Source organism: Streptomyces sparsogenes subsp. cuspidosporus, from assembly GCF_039532705.1.
GTDB lineage: Bacteria > Actinomycetota > Actinomycetes > Streptomycetales > Streptomycetaceae > Streptomyces > Streptomyces sparsogenes.
The window spans coordinates 16,573-35,248 of the sequence record NZ_BAAASD010000040.1; the positions used below are offsets into that span (position 1 = coordinate 16,573).

The 18,676-nt window shown below is 71.5% G+C and carries 17 protein-coding genes, 1 other RNA gene and 2 pseudogenes; 16 read left to right on the plus strand and 4 right to left on the minus strand.

Annotation, left to right across the window (positions count from 1 at the left end; all coding sequences use genetic code 11):
• Nucleotides 1–121: 121 nt before the first annotated feature.
• Nucleotides 122–805, plus strand: a complete 684-nt coding sequence (locus ABFY07_RS33240) for a hypothetical protein (protein ID WP_346178057.1) — start codon at nt 122–124, stop codon at nt 803–805.
• A gap of 210 nt (nt 806–1,015) precedes the next feature.
• Here the strand turns inward: ABFY07_RS33240 and ABFY07_RS33245 are convergent, their stop codons facing one another.
• Nucleotides 1,016–1,210, minus strand: coding sequence for a hypothetical protein (locus ABFY07_RS33245; protein ID WP_065960165.1), 195 nt, complete (start codon nt 1,208–1,210; stop codon nt 1,016–1,018).
• Between the two features lie 330 nt (nt 1,211–1,540).
• On the opposite strand from ABFY07_RS33245, the gene ftsE reads away from it, so the two are divergent.
• From ftsE to ABFY07_RS33290, 9 genes and pseudogenes are all read left to right on the plus strand, one after another.
• Nucleotides 1,541–2,230, plus strand: a complete 690-nt coding sequence (ftsE, locus tag ABFY07_RS33250; RefSeq protein WP_065960162.1) for a cell division ATP-binding protein FtsE — start codon at nt 1,541–1,543, stop codon at nt 2,228–2,230.
• A 9-nt stretch (nt 2,231–2,239) separates the two neighbouring features.
• Nucleotides 2,240–3,151 carry a permease-like cell division protein FtsX gene (gene ftsX, locus ABFY07_RS33255; protein ID WP_346178058.1) on the plus strand — a complete coding sequence of 304 codons (912 nt, stop codon included), beginning with the start codon at nt 2,240–2,242 and terminating at the stop codon, nt 3,149–3,151.
• Between the two features lie 68 nt (nt 3,152–3,219).
• Entirely contained in the window at nt 3,220–4,416 is a 1,197-nt protein-coding gene (locus tag ABFY07_RS33260) for a S41 family peptidase (protein ID WP_346178059.1), read from the plus strand.
• A gap of 18 nt (nt 4,417–4,434) precedes the next feature.
• Nucleotides 4,435–4,914 carry an SsrA-binding protein SmpB gene (gene smpB, locus ABFY07_RS33265; RefSeq protein WP_346178060.1) on the plus strand — a complete coding sequence of 160 codons (480 nt, stop codon included), beginning with the start codon at nt 4,435–4,437 and terminating at the stop codon, nt 4,912–4,914.
• Nucleotides 4,915–5,042: 128 nt separating this feature from the next.
• Nucleotides 5,043–5,412, plus strand: a transfer-messenger RNA (tmRNA) gene (gene ssrA, locus ABFY07_RS33270).
• A gap of 236 nt (nt 5,413–5,648) precedes the next feature.
• Nucleotides 5,649–6,668: a right-handed parallel beta-helix repeat-containing protein gene (locus tag ABFY07_RS33275; protein ID WP_346178061.1), complete on the plus strand. Its 1,020-nt coding sequence runs from the start codon at nt 5,649–5,651 to the stop codon at nt 6,666–6,668.
• 139 nt (nt 6,669–6,807) lie between these two features.
• The gene (locus tag ABFY07_RS33280; RefSeq protein ID WP_346178062.1) at nt 6,808–6,942 is read left to right on the plus strand and encodes a hypothetical protein; all 135 of its coding nucleotides are present in this window, start codon (nt 6,808–6,810) and stop codon (nt 6,940–6,942) included.
• Nucleotides 6,927–7,481 (plus strand): GNAT family N-acetyltransferase, encoded by a 555-nt coding sequence (locus tag ABFY07_RS33285; protein ID WP_346178063.1) that lies wholly within the window; start codon nt 6,927–6,929, stop codon nt 7,479–7,481. Before ABFY07_RS33280 ends, ABFY07_RS33285 begins: the two co-directional genes overlap by 16 nt.
• Nucleotides 7,482–7,580: 99 nt before the next feature.
• A pseudogene (locus ABFY07_RS33290) lies at nt 7,581–8,249 on the plus strand (sigma-70 family RNA polymerase sigma factor); the annotation flags it as partial.
• Here the strand turns inward: ABFY07_RS33290 and ABFY07_RS33295 are convergent.
• The 3 genes and pseudogenes from ABFY07_RS33295 to ABFY07_RS33305 form a co-directional block, all read right to left on the minus strand.
• Nucleotides 8,234–8,968, minus strand: a pseudogene (locus ABFY07_RS33295) (ABC transporter substrate-binding protein); the annotation flags it as partial. The pseudogenes ABFY07_RS33290 and ABFY07_RS33295 sit on opposite strands and share 16 nt — an antisense overlap.
• Nucleotides 8,969–9,426: 458 nt before the next feature.
• Entirely contained in the window at nt 9,427–10,593 is a 1,167-nt protein-coding gene (locus ABFY07_RS33300; protein WP_346178064.1) for an ice-binding family protein, read from the minus strand.
• Between the two features lie 466 nt (nt 10,594–11,059).
• The gene (locus ABFY07_RS33305; RefSeq protein WP_346178065.1) at nt 11,060–12,511 is read right to left on the minus strand and encodes an MFS transporter; all 1,452 of its coding nucleotides are present in this window, start codon (nt 12,509–12,511) and stop codon (nt 11,060–11,062) included.
• Between the two features lie 102 nt (nt 12,512–12,613).
• Between ABFY07_RS33305 and ABFY07_RS33310 the strand changes: the two genes are divergently transcribed.
• From ABFY07_RS33310 to ABFY07_RS33335, 6 genes are all read left to right on the plus strand, one after another.
• Nucleotides 12,614–13,630 carry a LysR family transcriptional regulator gene (locus ABFY07_RS33310; RefSeq protein WP_346178066.1) on the plus strand — a complete coding sequence of 339 codons (1,017 nt, stop codon included), beginning with the start codon at nt 12,614–12,616 and terminating at the stop codon, nt 13,628–13,630.
• Between the two features lie 232 nt (nt 13,631–13,862).
• Complete coding sequence (locus tag ABFY07_RS33315; protein ID WP_346178067.1) at nt 13,863–15,257, plus strand: nitrate/nitrite transporter; 1,395 nt, start codon at nt 13,863–13,865, stop codon at nt 15,255–15,257.
• 126 nt (nt 15,258–15,383) lie between these two features.
• Nucleotides 15,384–16,613 carry a uroporphyrinogen-III synthase gene (locus ABFY07_RS33320; protein ID WP_346178068.1) on the plus strand — a complete coding sequence of 410 codons (1,230 nt, stop codon included), beginning with the start codon at nt 15,384–15,386 and terminating at the stop codon, nt 16,611–16,613.
• A 95-nt stretch (nt 16,614–16,708) separates the two neighbouring features.
• Nucleotides 16,709–17,299 (plus strand): CGNR zinc finger domain-containing protein, encoded by a 591-nt coding sequence (locus tag ABFY07_RS33325; RefSeq protein WP_346178069.1) that lies wholly within the window; start codon nt 16,709–16,711, stop codon nt 17,297–17,299.
• Nucleotides 17,300–17,358: 59 nt separating this feature from the next.
• Nucleotides 17,359–17,889 carry a sigma-70 family RNA polymerase sigma factor gene (locus tag ABFY07_RS33330; RefSeq protein WP_346178070.1) on the plus strand — a complete coding sequence of 177 codons (531 nt, stop codon included), beginning with the start codon at nt 17,359–17,361 and terminating at the stop codon, nt 17,887–17,889.
• On the plus strand, nt 17,886–18,650 hold the full coding sequence (locus ABFY07_RS33335) for a zf-HC2 domain-containing protein (protein WP_346178071.1): 765 nt from the start codon (nt 17,886–17,888) through the stop codon (nt 18,648–18,650). The genes ABFY07_RS33330 and ABFY07_RS33335 overlap by 4 nt, the downstream gene beginning before the upstream one ends.
• The last annotated feature ends 26 nt before the right edge of the window (nt 18,651–18,676 follow it).

Consider the following 18,676-nt stretch of genomic DNA (forward strand, 5'->3'; position numbering starts at 1 on the left):
GTGAACGGGGGGCTCCCGGACCGCCTTGTGTGGCCGGTCCCGCGATCAGGACTCCCCGCGGAACGTTGCTCCGTGCATAGCTGCTCCATTGACGAGTACAGCTACTGGGGGTAGCAAGCAGATGACGAAGAAGACGCGGCTGCGCGTCGCGCGGATCGCGGCCGGCGCCGTGATAGCCGCCGGCGCGTCGCTGACCGCGGCGGGCGCCGCATCGGCCGTGGGTCTCGATGTCGACATCGTCGGCGTGAAGGCTTCGGCCAGCGCGGATGACAAGGGCGTGACCGTCGGCGCCGGCGTCGGCACCGAGGACCCGACCGACGACCCGACGTCGATCCCCTCGGACCCCAGCACCACCCCGCCGACGACCACCCCGCCGACGGACAATCCCACCACGGAACCGCCGACGACCAACCCGCCGACGACCAACCCGCCCACCGAGGACCCGACCAAGCCGCCGACGGGTGACCCGACCAAGCCGCCGACCGGCGAGCCCACCGGCAAGCCGACGGGCAAGCCCACCGGCAAGCCGACCGCCGAGCCGTCCTCGTCGACCGGCACCGGCGGTGGCGGCGGCGACGAGTCCAACACCTGCACGGTGGAACTCGACGGCACCGACTGCCAGGACAACACCGACACCGACAGCGCGGGCTCCCGGCCGGTCGAGCAGAGCAAGGCCAAGGAGGAGCTGGCCGAGACCGGTGCCTCCGAGACGACCTTCCTCCTGGTCGGCGCCGCGACGATGATCGCGGGTGGCATCGGCTTCCGCCTGATGCCGCGCCTGGTCAACCGCAACACCGCGGCCTGATCACGCACAGCGACCTGATCACGCACGGCGAAGGGCCCGGAGTGCGGCGTCACTCCGGGCCCTTTGTGTGTGTGATGCGTCACGCACGGCGCGCATCGCGCTCCACGTCCCCATGACGCACACGGAATGATTGCAGGACATCACACATCGACACAGATCGTCACCGACTGTGTCGAATCGATCACAGGGCAATCACCGGGCCGTCGGCCGTCAGGCCACGGCCACCTGGTGGGCGAGCAGGGCCACGGCGATCAGCGCCACCAGCAGCGCTATCAGGGCGGCCGGCGTCAGCCCGCCGAAAGCGCCGTCCTGCTGCATACGCTCCCTGCTGGCCCGGCAGACCGGGCAGCGGCCCTCGCTGACGGGGCTCGCGCAGTTGGCGCAGACAAGCCTGTCATACGTCATGCGCTCTTCTCCTCCCGCGCGGCGATGCCGCAGTAGACACGGGCCCAACGATCTGGAAAATGTGTTGGTTCCCCTTCCACTGTGCCAGCTTCCGCCCGGTTCGGCGCGCCCCGCACGATTCCGCACCGCATCCGTACCGGTTCCGTAGCTGTTTCGGACAGCCCGGCGGGACGGTTGTCAACCGTTTGCCCCCAATAGTGCCGCCAATAAGCGCGCCAACCCCCGAACGGCGCCTGCGCGCTCGCGCGCGGTTCGCGTATGGTCACGCTCACCGACGGGAGCCGCCTCGCGGCCACCCGTACCCCTACCCAGGTCGACCGTGGTGCTCCAGTGATCCGATTCGACAACGTATCCAAGACCTACCCCAAGCAGAGCCGTCCCGCACTCCGGGATGTCTCGCTCGAGATCGAGAAGGGGGAGTTCGTCTTTTTGGTGGGCTCCTCGGGGTCGGGCAAATCCACCTTTCTGCGTCTGCTGCTGCGTGAGGAGCGCGCCAGTCACGGCGCGGTCCATGTGCTGGGCAAGGACCTGGCGCGGCTGTCCAACTGGAAGGTGCCGCAGATGCGCCGCCAGTTGGGGACGGTCTTCCAGGACTTCCGGCTGCTCCCCAACAAGACGGTCGGGGAGAACGTGGCCTTCGCGCTGGAGGTGATCGGCAAGCCGCGCGCCGCCATCCGCAAGACCGTCCCCGAGGTGCTCGACCTGGTCGGACTGGGCGGAAAGCAGGACCGTATGCCCGGCGAGCTCTCCGGCGGTGAGCAGCAGCGGGTCGCCATCGCCCGCGCGTTCGTCAACCGGCCGCTGCTGCTGATCGCCGACGAGCCGACCGGAAACCTGGACCCGCAGACCTCCGTCGGCATCATGAAGCTGCTGGACCGGATCAACCGGACCGGGACCACGGTCGTGATGGCGACCCACGACCAGCAGATCGTCGACCAGATGCGCAAGCGCGTGATCGAACTTGAAAAGGGCCGTCTCGTGCGCGACCAGTCCCGCGGCGTTTACGGCTACCAGCACTGAAAGGACGCCATGCGCGCCCAGTTCGTCCTGTCGGAGATCGGCGTCGGTCTCCGCCGCAATCTGACCATGACCTTCGCGGTGATCGTCTCCGTCGCCCTCTCGCTCGCCCTGTTCGGCGGGTCCCTGCTCATGCGCGAGCAGGTGAGCACGATGAAGGGCTACTGGTACGACAAGGTCAACGTCTCCATCTTCCTGTGCAACAAGCAGGACAAGGAGACATCGCCCAACTGCGCCAGGGGCCCGGTCACCGAGGCGCAGAAGAACGAGATCCGCGCCGAGCTCAAGCAGATGAGCATCGTGGAGAGCGTTGACTTCGAGACCGCCGAGGAGGCGTACAAGCACTACAAGGAGGAGTTCAGCGACTCGCCGCTGGCCGAGTCGCTGACCCCGAACCAGATGCAGGAGTCCTTCCGGATCAAACTCAAGGACCCCGAGAAGTACCAGGTGATCACCACCGCCTTCGCCGGACGCCCCGGGGTGCAGGAGGTGCAGGACCAGAAGAAAGTGGTCGACGACCTCTTCAACCTCCTCAACGGCATGAACTACGCGGCGCTGGGGGTGATGTCCCTCATGCTGATCGTCGCGCTGATGCTGATCGTCAACACGGTGCGGGTGTCGGCGTTCTCCCGCCGCCGGGAGACCGGGATCATGCGGCTGGTCGGCGCGTCCAGCTTCTACATCCAGATGCCGTTCATCCTGGAGGCGGCCCTCGCGGGCCTGCTGGGCGCGGGCCTCGCCTGTGTGCTGCTGGTGAGCGGCTACTACTTCCTGGTCCGGAACTGGCTGGCCGGCCAGATCAAGGTCATCCACTTCATCGCCGGCGACGCGGTGCTGGCCAAGCTGCCCCTGGTGCTGGCGATCGGGCTGCTGATGCCCGCCCTGGCGGCGTTGTTCGCGCTCCGCAAGTACCTCAAGGTGTGACATTCGCCCAGGGCGCCGTACCTCACAACGCCCGGTACGGCGCCCCGCGTTGCCCTACACTCACCGGCATGTCGGGCCCGTGTTTGTTCGTCCGGCCCCGCCGCATTCGCCGTGGGGCCGCCCTGACAGTGGTCTTCGTGAGCGTGCTGGCCACCGGAGCCGCCGTCGGCTCCTGGGGCGCCGAGGCCGAGGACGGGCGCGACCCGGCCGCCGCCCGGATACCGTCCCGAGCCCTGTCCAGCACCGTCGAGAGCGACGAGGTCAAGGCGGCCGCGGCCCAGGCCGAGGAGGACGGGAAGTCCGCCTCCCAGGCCGCCCGCGAGGTGGTCAGCCGCAGCGGCGACCGCTGGGGCGCGGTCTACAGCGCCCGCGAGTACGAGGGCTTCCGCCGCAACCTGGACGGCGAGTACGTGGGCGTGGGGATCTCCGCCCGCACGGGGCCCGGCGGCCGGATCTCGGTGGACCGGGTCCAGCCCGGCAGCCCCGCCCAGAAGGCCGGGATCCGGGCCGGCGACCGGCTGCGCGCCGTCGACGGCCGCCCGGCCACCGGCCGCCCGGTCACCGAGGTGGTGTCCTGGCTGCGCGGCCACGGGACCGTGGGCAGCCGGGTCGAGATCGGGCTGCGGCGCGGCGAGCGCAGCTGGAACCAGGCCCTTCGGCGGGCGCGCCTGGCCACTGAGCCGGTGACCGTCGACCGCCTCACCGACCAGCACCCCGCCGCCGTCCGGATCAAGGTCGAGGCCTTCACCAGGGGCGCGGGCCAGCAGGTGCGCCGCGCGGTCCGGGCCACCCCCAAGGGCGCGGGCATCCTCCTGGACCTGCGCGGCAACTCCGGCGGCCTGGTCACCGAGGCCGTCACCACCGCCTCCTCCTTCCTCGACGGCGGGCTGGTCGCCACCTACGACGTACGGGGCGAGCAGCGGGTCCTGGAGGCCCGGCGCGGCGGCGACACCGACTCCCCCCTCGTCGTCCTCGTCGACGGCGGCACCATGAGCGCCGCCGAGCTGCTCACCGGCGCGCTCCAGGACCGCGGCCGGGCCGTGGTCGTCGGCTCCCGGACCTTCGGCAAGGGGTCCGTGCAGATGCCCAGCGAGCTTCCCGACGGCTCGGTCGCCGAGCTCACCGTCGGCCACTACCGCACCCCCTCCGGCCACAGCGTCGACGGCAAGGGCATCACCCCCGACCTGTCCGTCGCCGGCGACGACTCCCAGGGCGCCGAAACGCGCGCGCGGACGGTATTGAGTGGCCTCGGGGGTGGGGCGTAGTGCGAGAATGGCCACGCTATGGCTAAAGAGACGGGGCGCAAGCTGATCGCGCAGAACAAGAAGGCGCGACACGACTACCACATCCTGGACACCTACGAGGCCGGCCTGGTGCTGACCGGCACCGAGGTCAAGTCGCTACGGCAGGGCCGGGCCTCCCTGGTGGACGGCTTCGCCCAGCTCGACGGCGGCGAGGCCTGGCTGCACAACGTGCACATCCCGGAGTACAGCCAGGGCACCTGGACCAACCACGCGGCGCGCCGCAAGCGCAAGCTCCTGCTCCACCGCGCGGAGATCGACAAGCTGATCGGCAAGACCCAGGAGACCGGCCACACCCTGGTCCCCCTCGCCCTCTACTTCAAGGACGGCCGGGCCAAGGTCGAGGTCGCCCTGGCCAAGGGCAAGAAGGAGTACGACAAGCGGCAGACCCTCCGCGAGAAGCAGGACCGCCGCGAGGCCGACCGCGCGATCTCGGCGGCCCGCCGCCGCCAGCGGGCCTGACCGCGCCTGGCCGCGGACCCGGCCCACTGACCTGACCGGCGGGAATAGGCTGGCACGGTCGTGCGTTGTTCCCGTACGATGAGGGCTGCGCCCCCCGAGGGCGCGGCACCACCTTGATAACACCACATGGGGATGATCGGTTTCGACAGCGGCTGTCGAAGCAGGGGAAGCGAGCCGAGGAAGCGGCAATGATCTCGTAAACCATATGCCGAAACCAATAATCGCCAACACCAAGCGCGATTCCTTCGCCCTCGCTGCCTAAGTAGCGACTCGCGAAGTGTCAGCCCGGGGCTGTTCCCGACCCGGATCCTGGCATCAGCTAGGGGACTGAACCACTAGACCCGGCCACGGGGCCTGGTGGGACAACAAACAGTGGCTGAGCCCGTCGGAGACTTGTCCGCGTGATCTCCGGGGCCGAGAAAATCACAGCGGACTGCGCTCGGAGAAGCCCTGGTTCCGCACCGTTGGACGCGGGTTCGATTCCCGCCATCTCCACTCATCCCATGTACGACGAGGGCCCCGCGATCAGCCGACCGCGGGGCCCTCGTCGCGTTCCGGCGCGGGGCGCGGGTGCGCCGCATTCCTGATCAGCCGATTCATGGTTTTCGCAAGGTCTGCCGCAATGTCTGCCCTCCATCGTGGTCGTGCACGACAGGCGACACGAGGAAGGTTCGATCATGCGGAAGTCCGGCGTTCCCGCACTCATCCTCGCGCTCTTGGCGGGGGGAGGTGCGATGACGGCGACTCCGGCGGGAGCCGCGGCCCCGGAAGAGATCACCGTGTATGTGGATCCCGATGCGCCCGCCGCGGCAGCCCGTACCCGCAGTGGGCTGACGGCCGGCGACGCCGTGGCCTCCTTCGAGGAGGCCGAGCGGATTCTCAGGAGCAAGGGGGCGACCAAGGCCAGGATCCTCACTCCCGGCGGCACGTACTATCCCGGGAAGGAGATCAACTGGTCCTATGACCCGCCGGGCGGCGATCTGACGTTCGCCGCGGTGCCGGGCACGGGGAAGGTCGTCTTCGACGGCTCGCGGATGACGTCGGACTCCCCAGCCGAGGGAAACCGGGCCGCCGCGGCGTCCGGCTACTACATGACGATCACGTCGGCCAACAGCAACATCACCGTCTCGGGCAGGACGATCCAGCGCTACACCAACGGCGGCATCCGGATCCGCGGGCGGTCGGGAGACCGGGTGAACAACGTCACCATCAAGGGAAACACGTTCAAGTACCTCGGCAACAAGCACAGCTCCGGCGGCATCGGCTACGGAGGCGTGCACATCACCAGCTCCTCCACGGTCAAGATCACCGGAAACAAGTTCTACTACTTGGAGAACAGCAGCGACCCGGGCGCCATCCACGGCGTCTATCTCGCCAACGCCACCAACTCCAGCGTCATATCCGGCAACCGCTTCGGATACGTTTCGGGTGACCCGATCCGAACCAGGAACAACAGCAAGAACAACACCGTCAGCGGCAACAAGTTCTGGCGGGCCGGGACGTACGCGATCTTCAGCGACTGGCGGTTCGGCAGGGAGACCTGCGGCAGGGGAAACGTCTTCAAGAACAACACGGTCGGCCGAACCTCGTACTACGGAAAGAAGTTCGGCTCGGGCCAGCAGGGCAGGATCAAGCCGATCAAGCTCCTCCTATGGGGACACGACGCCCCCGCCAACGCCAACCTGGGCGGCTGCAGCCCGGCGCCGGTGAAGAGCGGCGGCGGGAACCGGTATGTGACCTCGCGGCCTTGGTGAGGACCCCCGATCGGCGGGCGCCGGTCCCGGTTCCCCGGGACCGTCCTGCACGGGCCCATCCGCGGCCTGCGGGATCAGCCGTCTCCGACGTGGCTCAGGTGCCCGAGCCCAGCTCGGGCAGGGGGAGGTGGAGCGTGCCGTGGCCACCGCCATCTCCATCGACGCGGAGCACCCCCGGGTGCGGTCCATGCTTGACTCGTTCACCCGTGACCTTCGCCGGATTGCTCCCGGCCCCCTCTACGACTCGTGGGAGCAGCAGTGGACAGCAGCGTGAGTCTCGTCCGGATCGGCGACGTGGACTCCGTGTGGGATGACCTGATGGCCATCTACGAGGAGTGCTGGGCGCACAAGCTGCACCTGCCGCACTACGCGCCGGAGGCATTCGGGGAGCGGCTGCGGCGGCACGCCGCCGAACCGGGCTGGGAGGCTTTGGTGGCGTACGACTCGGGCGAGCCCGTCGGCTACCTCTACGCGAACCGGCTCGCCGGAGCGGACGACCGCTGGTGGCGCCGCACCCGTCCGGAGCCCGGGCCGGACGTGGTGGGGGCTTCCACGGTCGCGGTGAAGGAGATGATGGTCCGCCGGCGGTGGCGCGGGCAGGGGATCGCCCGCAGGCTGCATGACGCGCTCCTGGCCGGGCGGCCCGAGACGCAGGTGTCGTTGATGGTGAACCCGCTGAACCGGGACGGGAAGGTACAGGCGCTCTACGCGTCGTGGGGGTACGGGGCGGTGGGCACCGCGCGGTCCTCGCCGGAGGCGCCGGTCCTGACGGTGATGGTGCGCTCGGTGCGGCCCGGGCTGGCCGTCGGGTAGTGCGGGGGCTCGATGTGAGGCCGCGCGCCGGCCTCACATTTCGGTGCGCTGTCTCGTCGGAGTGGTGAGGGCAGATCCGACCCAGGGAGCCGGGACACCATGACCACCTCGTCCGAGCCGGGCGGCGGCCGACCCGATCCGGGTCTGGGCGCGATCATGAGCGAGCGGCGGCAGCTGCTCAATCTCGCCTACCGGATGCTGGGGTCCCTGGCCGAGGCCGAGGATGTTGTGCAGGAGACCTACGCCCGCTGGTACGCGATGTCCCGGGAGCAGCAGGAGGCCATCGAATCCCCTGGTGGCTGGCTGATGAAGGTCGCCAGCCGGGTCTGTCTCGATGTGCTCGGGTCGGCGCGGGCGCGGCGGGAGAGTTATGTGGGGGAGTGGATCCCCGAGCCGCTGCCCGAGCGCGCCGAATGGCTGAGCGGAGCGTCGGAGGGCATCATGGCCGACCCGGCCGAGCGTGTCACGCTGGACGAGTCGGTGAACATGGCCTTCCTCGTGGTGCTCGAATCGATGACGCCGGCCGAGCGCGTGGCGTTCATCCTCCATGACGTCTTCCGCTATCCCTTCGCCGAGGTGGCCGACATCGTCGGCCGCACCCCGGCGGCCTGCCGCCAGTTGGCGTCCTCGGCGCGGCGGCGCATCCGGGCCGCGCAGGCGCCCGCGACACCGACGGCTCAGCAGGCCCGCGTCGTCAGGGGCTTCAAGCAGGCGTGGGAGGCCAAGGACATCATCGCCCTCATCGGCCTGCTGTATGTCCACGCGGCGTCGTGGAAGTCCGGCTTGCCTTTGTAGAGCTCGTACGAGTCCACCCAGGAGCGGTCGGCCTTGCTGAGGGCCAGCTGGTAGACGTACTGGTGGGCGGGGTATTCGGCGCCCGCGTTCGCCAGGGGGGTGACGCCCTTGGAGGTGAAGGTGTCCAGCGCGGCGGTGAACTCCTCGAAGGAGGTCGGGGCCTTCACCTTGTACGTGTCGAAGAGGGCCTTGTTGTAGAAGACCATCGTGTACTCGGCGTAGTTGGGCACCCCGTACCACTTGCCGGAGCCCATCACGCCCTGCGCGTCGTACCGGCTGGTGGTCCGCACCCCGGAGCTGAGCGGCTTGTCCCAGCCGCGCTTGGTGACCTCGGGCGTGAGGTCGGTGAGCAGCCCCTGCTTGGAGAGCAGCCCGGCCGTGGCGTTGCCCTTGTTGTACTCCATCACGTCCGGGGCGTCGCTGGAGTTGAGGACCATCGAGGCCGTCTTCTGGATCTGCTCGAAGCCCTTCTCCTCGAACTTCACCGTGACGCCCGGGTGGGTCTTCTTGAACTCCTCGATCGCCTGCTGCCAGGCCGCGCCCATCGCGCCGTTGGGGGCCTCGTAGTGCCAGAGCTTGAGTGTCTTGCCGTCGCCGTCCCCGCCGTCCGAGCCGCATCCGGTGAGCGCCGCGGCTCCCACCAGGGCGGCGGCGGCCAGGAGGGCTGCCGTCCGTTTCCGTGCCTTCAACATCCGCCTGCCTCCGGGAGGGTGGGAGGGTTACGCACGATCGTCGAAGCGCTTCGATGGAGGAAGGTAGGTGGGGCGTCTGAGGTACGTCAATGGCGTTGACAAAATGACTAGGGGACCCGGGAGTACACCTACCGGCAACCTTCGCCCAGCGCTATGCCGACGCAGGCTTCCGCATCGCGATCCTCGAAGGTTCGGCAGTCCGGACAGAGCACCGCTGAGCCCCCGGACACGGAGTCCAGGGGCTCAGGGCGCCGCCCAACGGCGGGTGGGAACCCATTCCCACCGGTTTTACCGAGTTTGCACCCTGGGCCACAAGCGCGCGGAAATCCGCCTGTGACGGGAAGGGCGGGATGTCTCGGGGATCCGGCCCGGTGCCCAACGCCGGCTGGTCAGAGGACACGAGGGTGCCGCCGTGAGGGGCCGGGGTCTCTCCTCATCGAGGATCGGCCTTGTCGGGGCTAGCACGTCCGTCGAGCCGCCACCGACGCGCTCCTGTGATCTACACAATCGTCCCCCCGGCCGTGGTCATAGTGGTCGTCGTGGTTGTCGTGGCTTTTGAGGTCGTCGCACTCGTCGTTGCCGCTGTAACCGCCGTGACCGCTGTAACCGCTGTGGTCGCCGTTATCGCCACTGCCGTGACCGCCACTGCCGTGACCGCCACTGCCGTGACCGCCGCCGCCGGGGCCGCCGTGACCGCCGCCGGGGCCGCCGTGACCGCCGCCGTGACCGCCCGGACCGCCACCGGGACCACCGGGACCGCCCGGACCCTCATCGCCCGGACTGCCGGGAGGCCCAGGGGGGCCGGCAGGACCAGCGGGGCCGGCCGGACCGGCGGGGCCGGCGGGGCCGGCGGGGCCGGCAGGACCAGCGGGGCCGGCGGGGCCGGCCGGACCAGCGGGGCCAGGGGGGCCGGCGGGGCCAGGCGGCCCGACGGCACAGGCGGCCCTCGTAATGGTGTTGGTGTCGAGCGTGACGGCGCCATTACGTGCCAGGGCTCGGCCTTCGATCACCGCGCCGGTCTGTACCGTGATGGACGTCAGGGCCAGGATGTTGCCCTTGAAGTTGGAACTGACTTTGATCGTGGCGGAACTCCCCACCTGCCAGAACACGTTGCACGCCCGTGCTCCGTTGATGAGGAGGACGTTGCTCCCCACCTCCGCGGTCAGAGTCGAACCCATCTGGATGATGAAGACGGCGTCGGGGTCGCCCTGGGCATCGAGAGTGACTGTCCCCGTGATTCCCAGCGAGGACGAGGACGTGTAGACGCCGGGCGTCAGCGTCTGCCCGCCGAGGTCACCAGAGACGGCGGCCCCGGGTCCCCGGCTGGCCGCGTCGCTGTAGGCGATGGCGAGGTCGGCCTGCGCCCCTGCGGCGGCGGCGTCGGCCGCGTGGATCGCTCCGTTGACGATTCCGGGCGGGAAGCCCGTCACCGCCGAGCCAGGGCTCACCCCCAAATCGCCGTTGATGACGGTGGGGCCCGTATTGGTGACAGTTGAACCGGCAAGGACTGCGTAATTGGTGGCTCTCCCGAGTTGCACCGGAGCTTCTGCGGCGTGCGCAAGGCTCGAAACCATTGTGAGCGTCGCCAGCAGCGCCGCTCCGGGGATCAGCGCGAAGGTTCGCATGAGTCGACTGCGTCTACGCCCTCTGCCCGGTGGGGCGGACGGGATGGCATCCACTGCCATAGGAAGACCTCTCTTATCGGCATTTAGCTCAGTCGCCCCAGCAAGGGATCCCGAGCGCCCGTGATGACTGCTGGTCAGGCCACGGACCTCCCTGCGCGAGTCGGCCTTCCACGGTTGCCGCCCCGTAAGGAATTTCAGGGCAACAACCTTCCGGAGGTAGTGGCATGTCGGCATTCATCGAATCCCATTAATAACAACATAAAAAGCAAAACATACTAAAGGTCCATAAGGGTGATTTGGTCGAGAAATTGAAGGGGTTTAACCCATTTGCTCGGCGTGTTGTAGGTCGGCATGCATGCGGCCCAACGGCGGGTCGAGTGTGCCGTGTAGGCCCTGTTGTCGCATGGCATACGGCCAGGGGGCGGGTGGCGCTCAGTCAGGCCCGGGGCTGTGGTCGTCCTCGTCGTCAGCCCAGGGACCGCCGCAGCCGCCCCGCGCCCCCCGCCGCGGCCAGCAGGGCCAGCGCCGCGGCCGTCGCGGGGGCCGTGTAGCCCGCGTGCGGGCCCAGGTGGTCGACCGTCCAGCCGCCGGCCGCCGCGCCCGCGGAGATGCCGACGAGGAGGCCGGTGTAGACGGTCGTCATGCCCTCGTTGAGGCGGGTGGGCGGGGTCAGCCGGTGGACGAGGGTCATGCCGCTGATCATCGTCGGCGCGGTCGCCATACCCGCGACGAACAGCAGCGGGGTCAGCGTCGCCAGACCGTTCGCGGCCAGCAGGGGGAGAGCCGCCACGGCCATGGCCGCCACCCCCGCCAGGAAGCGGGTGGCCGCCGAACCGCGGACCGGCAGCGCGCCGAAGACCAGGCCCGCCACGCAGGACCCGGCCGCCTGGAGGGCGAGGACCGCGCTGCTCGCCGATCCGTGGCCGTACGACTCCACGGTCGCGACCGTCGCGACCTCCATCGAGCCGAAGACCGCGCCGGTCGCCAGGAAGGTGAGGACCACCACCCGAAGACCCGGCGAGCGCGCCAACGATCCCTCGGCGCCGCTGGAGCCGGAGCCGGAGCCGGAGCCGGAGACGGCGGTGGCGCGGGTGCGCGGTGGCGGCTCGGTGCGGCGCTGCGCCGCGAACAGCAGGGTCCCCACGACCAGCAGCACCGCCGCCGTCGCCACCCCCGCCTCCGGGAACACCGCCGTGCACAGCACCATCGCGAGCGCCGGGCCCGCCATGAAGCACACCTCGTCGACGACCTGCTCGAACGAGTTGGCCGTGTGCCGGGCGGCCGGGTCGTCGCGGTGGACGGCCGCCCAGCGGGCGCGCGTCATCGAGCCGAGGCTCGGCACGCCGGAGGAGCCCACCGCGCAGACGAACAGCGCCCAGGCCGGCGCGCCGTAGTGGACGCACAGCAGCATCGCCGTGGCCCCCAGCGCGTACACGGCGACCGCCGGAACCGCGACCCGCGCCTGGCCGTGGCGGTCCACGAGCCGACCGAGCAGCGGCCCGGTCAGGGCCGTCACCGCGAGGCCGGTGGCCGAGACCGCCCCCGCCAGGGCGTACGAGTCGCGCACCGTCGCGATCATCAGCACCATGCCGACCCCGAGCATCGACCCCGCCACCCGCCCCACGAGCCCGGCCAGCGTGAACGCGGCCGCCCCCGGCACGGCGAACAGCCGCCGGTAGGGCGCGAGCAGCGACCGGGGGGACGGGCGGGGGCCGCTGGCGGCCTCCGCCGCTCCGTCGTCAGGGTGGTCCGTGTGGTCCGTGTGGTCCGTGTCGTTCGTACGGCGTGGCGCGGCGGGCCCGGCGCCCGTACCGCGCGGCGGCGGCCCGGGCCGGGGGCCCGCAGCGGTACGGAACGCGGCGCTCGACAGACGGCGTGCCGTCGGCACCACTGGCCTGGAGGCGAGGAAGAGGATCACCCCCTTACGGTCGCGGGCCCGCCCGGGCGCGGTCCAACACCTGATGCGCGGCTATTGACGCACCTGTGTTGTCAAACGCCCGCGTGCGGTTGACTGCACAGCGTGCCCAAGGACATCGAGCCGCGCCTGCTGCGCGCCTTCACCGCCGTCGCCGACGAGTTGCACTTCACCCGGGCCGCCACCCGGCTCTACGTCGCCCAGCAGGCGCTGAGCCGGGACATCCGGCGGCTGGAGCGGGAGCTGGGCGCCGAGCTGTTCGTACGGACCACGCGGCAGGTGACGCTGACCGCCGAGGGGCAGCGGCTGCTGCCGTACGCGCGGCGGGTGCTGGAGGCGCAGGAGGAGCTGTCGGCCGCCTTCGGAGGCGGCCGGGCGGGGACGGGGGCGGGGCGGCCGCTGGTCGTGGACGTCAGCGCGCCGGTCAGCACGGGGAGCGCGGTGCTGGCCGAGGCGCGCGGCCGGGTGGCGCCCGACGTGGAGCTGGTGGCGCACTTCCACAGCGGGCTGACCGGCGCCGCCGCCGAACTGCTCGCGGGCCGGGTGGACGTCTCCTTCGGGCGGGTCGGCGGGCTGGACCCGGCGGTCCTCGCGCGCCTCGAACACCAGCTGATCCGGTACGAGCGGATGGCCGTGGTGCTGCGCGAGGACCACCCGCTGGCCCAGCTCCACGAGGTCCCCCTGGAGGCGCTCGCGGGGGAGACGCTGTACGCGGCGGCGGGCAACGCGGCCACCGCCGAGTGGACGGACCTGGCCGCGCAGCTGTTCGCGGGGCGCGGCATCGTGATGGCCGAGCCGTTTCCGCAGATCGAGGGCGTCGAGGAGTTCACCCGGGTGGTGGCCAAGCGGCGCTGGTCGGTGCTGGCGAGCTCGGTGTTCATCGCCATGCCGGGAGCGGTGCTGCGCCCGCTGACCGCCCCGGTCCCGCTGTCCCCCGTCTCCCTGGTCTGGCGCCGCGGCCTCCGCCACCCGGGCCTGGACGCCCTCCGCGAGGCAGCGGCGGCGCTCGGCGCGGCGGGAGGCTGGCTCGCCACCCCACCCGGGGCCTGGCTGCCGAGCCCGGAGGCGGAGGAGGTGGCGGAGGCGGCGGAAGCGGGGAAGGCGGCCCAGGCGGCGCGGTGAGCCTCGGCGGCGGCAGCCCGCTCCGCGCGGGCGACCCCGACCACCGCGTCCGGTCGGCGCGGTGGCGCGTCGGCCGGGCCGCGCGCGAGCCCCTCACCGCCTCGCGCGCTCGTGGGTGAGAGCAAGGTTTCGTACGCGTCACCTGCCGCCACAGCCCGGTAATCCGCGCTTCCTACCGTCGTCGGGCAGTGAGGCCGCACAGCAAGGCGACACCCGAAACCGTGGAGGCGTGATGACTGCCCCGACCACCACCCCCGCACGTAAAGGGGGCCGCTGGATAGAGCAGTGGGACCCGGAGGACGAGACCTTCTGGAGGGAGAAGGGCGAGAAGATCGCCACCCGCAACCTCCTGTTCTCCATCCTCTCCGAGCACATCGGCTTCTCCATATGGAGCCTGTGGTCGGTGATGGTCCTGTTCATGGGGCCGGAGTACGGGGTGGATCCGGCCGGGAAGTTCTTCCTGGTCGCGATGGGAACGCTGGTGGGCGGGATTCTGCGCGTCCCCTATACGTTCGCCGTCGCCCGTTTCGGCGGCCGCAACTGGACGATCGTCAGCGCGGCGCTGCTGCTGGTGCCGACGGTCGCCGCCGCCGTGGTGATGGAGCCCGGCACCTCGTACACCACCTTCATGGTGGTCGCGGCGCTCACCGGGGTCGGGGGCGGGAACTTCGCGTCCTCGATGACGAACATCAACTCCTTCTACCCGCTGAGGAAGAAGGGCTGGGCGCTCGGCCTCAACGCGGGCGGCGGCAACATCGGCGTGCCGGTCATCCAGCTCATCGGACTGCTCGTCATCGGCACGGCCGGCGCGGCGCACCCGCGCGTGGTACTCGGGGTCTACATTCCGCTGATCGTGGTCGCCGCGCTGCTCGCGGCGCTGTTCATGGACAATCTGGCGCCGGTGCGCAACGACGGCGGGGCGGTCAGGGAGGCGGCGCGGGACGCCCACACCTGGATCATGTCGTTCCTGTACATCGGCACCTTCGGCTCGTTCATCGGCTACAGCTTCGCCTTCGGCCTGGTCCTGCAGAACCAGTTCGCCCGCACCCCGCTGCAGGCCGCCTCGCTCACCTTCATCGGCCCCCTCCTCGGCTCCCTCGTCCGCCCCATCGGCGGCCGGCTCGCCGACGCGTACGGCGGCGCGCGGATCACCCTGTGGAACTTCGCCGCCATGTCCGTGGCGGCCGTGGTCGTCGTCTACGCCTCCGCGCAGAAGTCCCTGGCCGTCTTCCTCGTGGGCTTCATCGCGCTGTTCGTCTTCAGCGGGCTCGGCAACGGCTCCACGTTCAAGATGGTCCCGGGCATCTTCCAGGCCAAGGCGGTGGCGCGGGGCCTCGCGGGCGAGGAGGCCGCGGCGTACGGGCGGCGGCTGTCGGGGGCCGCGATGGGGCTGATCGGGGCGGTGGGGGCGCTCGGCGGGCTGGGCATCAACCTGGCCTTCCGGGAGGCGTTCCTGAACGCGCACAGCGGGACCCCGGCCTTCGTCTCCTTCCTCGTCTTCTACGCCCTGTGCTCCGCCGTCACCTGGGCCGTGTACCTCCGCGGGGCCCGGGCGGCCGGGCGGTCCGACGCGACACGGACGCAGGAGCCGCAGGGGGCGCGGCAACCCGCCTACGCGGACGTCTGAGCCAGGAGCCGTCCGTTACACCCGGGTAACCTCCGTGAACCGCGCCCGTTATCGGGCGGCAACAGGATGGGCGTCGAGATGAGGCCGCGGAGGGCGCCCATACGACAGCGGATCGGGACGAGAACCATGCACCGAGACCACAGCGCCGAGAGCACGGCCCCCGGGGCGCCCGCCGCGCCGGCCCCGGCCGCCGGCCCCGCCCCCACGGACCCGGTCGCCAAGGCCCCCGCCACCGGCCCCCTCGCCGGGTTCACCGTCGGCGTCACCGCCGCCCGCCGCGCGGACGAGCTGGGTGCCCTGCTGCGGCGGCGCGGCGCGGCCGTCGTGCACGCGCCCGCGCTGCGCATCGTGCCGCTCGCCGACGACGCGGAACTCCTCAGCGCCACCAAGCAGCTGCTCGACCACGCCCCCGCCCTGGTGATCGCGACCACCGCCATCGGCTTCCGCGGCTGGGTGGAGGCCGCCGACGGCTGGGGGCTGGGCGAGGCCCTGCTGGCCCGGCTGCGCGGCGCCCGGCTGCTGGCCCGCGGCCCCAAGGTGCGCGGCGCGATCCGGGCGGCGGGGCTCACCGAGGAGTGGTCCCCGGCGTCCGAGTCGCTGGCCGAGGTGCTCGACCGGCTCCTGGAGGAGGGGGTCGAGGGCAGCCGGATCGCGGTCCAGCTGCACGGCGAGCCGCTGCCCGGCTTCGTCGAGTCGCTGCGCGCGGCGGGCGCGGAGGTGGTCGGCGTACCGGTGTACCGCTGGATGCCGCCCGAGGACCTCGCCCCCCTGGACCGCCTCCTGGACGCGACGGTCGCCCGCGCCCTGGACGCCGTCACCTTCACCAGCGCCCCTGCCGCCGCGAGCCTGCTGGACCGGGCCGAGCGGCGCGGCATGCGCGAGGAGCTGCTCGACGCGCTGCGCCATGACGTGCTGCCGGCCTGCGTGGGGCCGGTCACCGCGCTGCCGCTGGAGGCCCACGACATCCCCACCAGCCAGCCGGAGCGCTTCCGCCTCGGCCCGCTCGTCCAGCTGCTGACCCGTGAGCTGCCCGGGCGCGTAAGGCCGTTGCCGGTGGCCGGGCGCCGTCTGGAGATCCGCGGCCACGCGGTGCTGGTCGACGGGGAGCTGCGGGCCGTGCCCCCGGCCGGGATGGCCCTGCTGCGCGCGCTGGCCCGCCGCCCCGGCTGGGTCGTGCCCCGCGCCGATCTGCTGCGCTCCCTGCCGGGCGCGGGGCGCGACGAGCACGCGGTCGAGACGGCGATGGCGCGCCTGCGCACGGCCCTGGGGGCGCCGAAGCTCATCCAGACGGTCGTCAAGCGCGGCTACCGGCTGGCGCTCGACCCCTCCTCGGACGCCAAGTACGCCGATGCTTGAGGCCGTTGGGGTTCCGGGCTCGCGCCGGGGCGGGCACTCTGGGAGGGCATGCCCTTCCGCGTGACCGCACGGCGACCCGAGGGAGTGACAGGAACATGACGTCGGCGTCGGCCTACGACCTGCGGTTCGACTCCGGACGGATCTGTCTGGACCTGGTGGCCACGGTCGGCGGGCGGCTGAGCGAGACCCCGGTGGAGCGGCTGGACGGGGTGGAACCGCTCAAGGCGTGGCTCGTCGGCGCCGGCCTGGTGCCCCGCGACACCGCCCTCGACGTCGTGGACGGCAGCTGGCTCGCCCGCTTCCGCGCCGCCCGCGACCTGCTCCATCGCATCGTGCACACCGAGGTCGAGGGCCGCGCCGCGGGCGCCGACCTGGAGCGGGTGAACGCCCTGGCCTCCACCGCCCCGCCCGCCGTCCGGGCCGTACGCGGCGCCGACGGCACCCTCGTACGCACCCTCGCCGCCACCCCCGACTGCGGCGCGCTGCTGGCCCAGGTCGCCCGGGACGCCGTGGAGTTGCTCACCGACCCCGTGGCGCGGGGGCAGCTGCGCCAGTGCGAGGGGGAGACCTGCTCGCTGCTCTACCTCGACACCTCGCGCGGTCGCCGCCGCCGCTGGTGTTCCAGCGAGGTCTGCGGCAACCGCGAACGCGTGGCGCGGCACCGCCGCCGGGTCACCCGCGCCTGAACCGCCCCACCCGCGCCTGAACCCGCCCCCCTCGACCGCGCGGTGGGGATTGCGCAAGGATGCTCCCCGTGACCGAGAGGACGACACCGGACGACGCGCTCATGCGCGCGCTCTACGAAGAGCACGCGGGCCCGCTTCTCGCCTTCGTCCTGCGCCTGGTCGCGGGCGACCGGCACCGCGCGGAGGACGTGGTCCAGGAGACGCTCCTGCGGGCCTGGCGCAACGCCGACCAGCTGCGGAGCACCGGCGGCTCGCTGCGCCCCTGGCTGGTGACCGTGGCCCGGCGCATCGTCATCGACGGTCACCGCGGCCGCCGGGCCCGCCCCCAGGAAGTCGACCCGACGCCCCTGCACGCCGTCCCCGCCGCCGACGAGATCGACCGCGCGCTGCGCATGATGACGATCTCCGACGCGCTCGCCGACCTCACCGACGCGCATAGGGAGGCACTGGTCGAGACATACTTCAAGGGGCGTACGGTGAACGAGGCGGCCGAGGTGCTCCGCGTACCGCCCGGGACGGTCCGGTCCCGGGTCTTCTACGCGCTGCGCGCCCTGCGGCTCTCGCTCGAGGAACGGGGGGTTACGGCATGATGCCGGCAGCGGAGGACCAGCAGCACACCGCCGTCGGTGCTTACGCCCTCGGCGTCCTGGACCCGGCGGACGCGGCCCGCTTCGAGGAACACCTGCTCGGCTGCGACCGCTGCGGCGCGGAGCTGGAGCGGCTGATGGACATCCCGCCGCTGCTGGCCGAGTTCGCCACGTCCGCCGACGGCCGGACCGTCCTCGACCCGGCCACCATCACCGCCCGCCCCGGGCCGGAGCTGCTCGGCCGGCTGATGGACGACGTCGCGAAGAGCCGCCGCGGCAACCGCAGGCGCCGGCTGTACCTGGTCGCCGCGGCCATCGCCCTGATCATCGGTGGTCCGTTCGCCGGCGCCGCGCTGACCTCGGACGACGGCGGCGGGAGCGGCGGCGGCACGGTGGCGGCCACCCCGGCGAAGGCGGCGTTCGACCAGGGCCGGAAGTCCGGCTCCACCGACCCCGGCACCGACGTCGAAGCCGTCGTCTCGCTCCAGGCCAAGGGGTGGGGCACGTCGGTGGCCCTCAAGCTGGCCAACGTGAAGGGCCCCAAGACCTGCGACCTGGTCGCCGTCGGCAAGGACGGCCACGAGGAGACCGTCACCACCTGGGCCGTGCCCAGCACCGGCTACGGCATCAAGGACGGCGACGCCTCCCGCTGGAGCAGGGAGCCGCTGTACGCCCTGGGCGGCGCGGCCATGAACCCCGACCAGATCGACCGCTTCGAGGTCCGCACTTTGGACGGCGAGCGGTTGGCCGTGGTCAAGGTCTAGCCAGGCCCCTGGTGTACGGTTGACGG

Excerpts from the sequence above, each read along its gene's own strand:
- ABFY07_RS33240 (WP_346178057.1), top strand. The coding sequence starts at position 122 with ATGACGAAGAAGACGCGGCTGCGCGTCGCGCGGATCGCGGCCGGCGCC.
- ABFY07_RS33245 (WP_065960165.1), bottom strand. The coding sequence starts at position 1,210 with ATGACGTATGACAGGCTTGTCTGCGCCAACTGCGCGAGCCCCGTCAGC.
- ftsX (WP_346178058.1), top strand. The coding sequence starts at position 2,240 with ATGCGCGCCCAGTTCGTCCTGTCGGAGATCGGCGTCGGTCTCCGCCGC.
- ABFY07_RS33260 (WP_346178059.1), top strand. The coding sequence starts at position 3,220 with ATGTCGGGCCCGTGTTTGTTCGTCCGGCCCCGCCGCATTCGCCGTGGG.
- smpB (WP_346178060.1), top strand. The coding sequence starts at position 4,435 with ATGGCTAAAGAGACGGGGCGCAAGCTGATCGCGCAGAACAAGAAGGCG.
- ABFY07_RS33275 (WP_346178061.1), top strand. The coding sequence starts at position 5,649 with ATGACGGCGACTCCGGCGGGAGCCGCGGCCCCGGAAGAGATCACCGTG.
- ABFY07_RS33300 (WP_346178064.1), bottom strand. The coding sequence starts at position 10,593 with ATGCGAACCTTCGCGCTGATCCCCGGAGCGGCGCTGCTGGCGACGCTC.
- ABFY07_RS33315 (WP_346178067.1), top strand. The coding sequence starts at position 13,863 with ATGACTGCCCCGACCACCACCCCCGCACGTAAAGGGGGCCGCTGGATA.
- ABFY07_RS33320 (WP_346178068.1), top strand. The coding sequence starts at position 15,384 with ATGCACCGAGACCACAGCGCCGAGAGCACGGCCCCCGGGGCGCCCGCC.
- ABFY07_RS33325 (WP_346178069.1), top strand. The coding sequence starts at position 16,709 with ATGACGTCGGCGTCGGCCTACGACCTGCGGTTCGACTCCGGACGGATC.
- ABFY07_RS33330 (WP_346178070.1), top strand. The coding sequence starts at position 17,359 with ATGCTCCCCGTGACCGAGAGGACGACACCGGACGACGCGCTCATGCGC.
- ABFY07_RS33335 (WP_346178071.1), top strand. The coding sequence starts at position 17,886 with ATGATGCCGGCAGCGGAGGACCAGCAGCACACCGCCGTCGGTGCTTAC.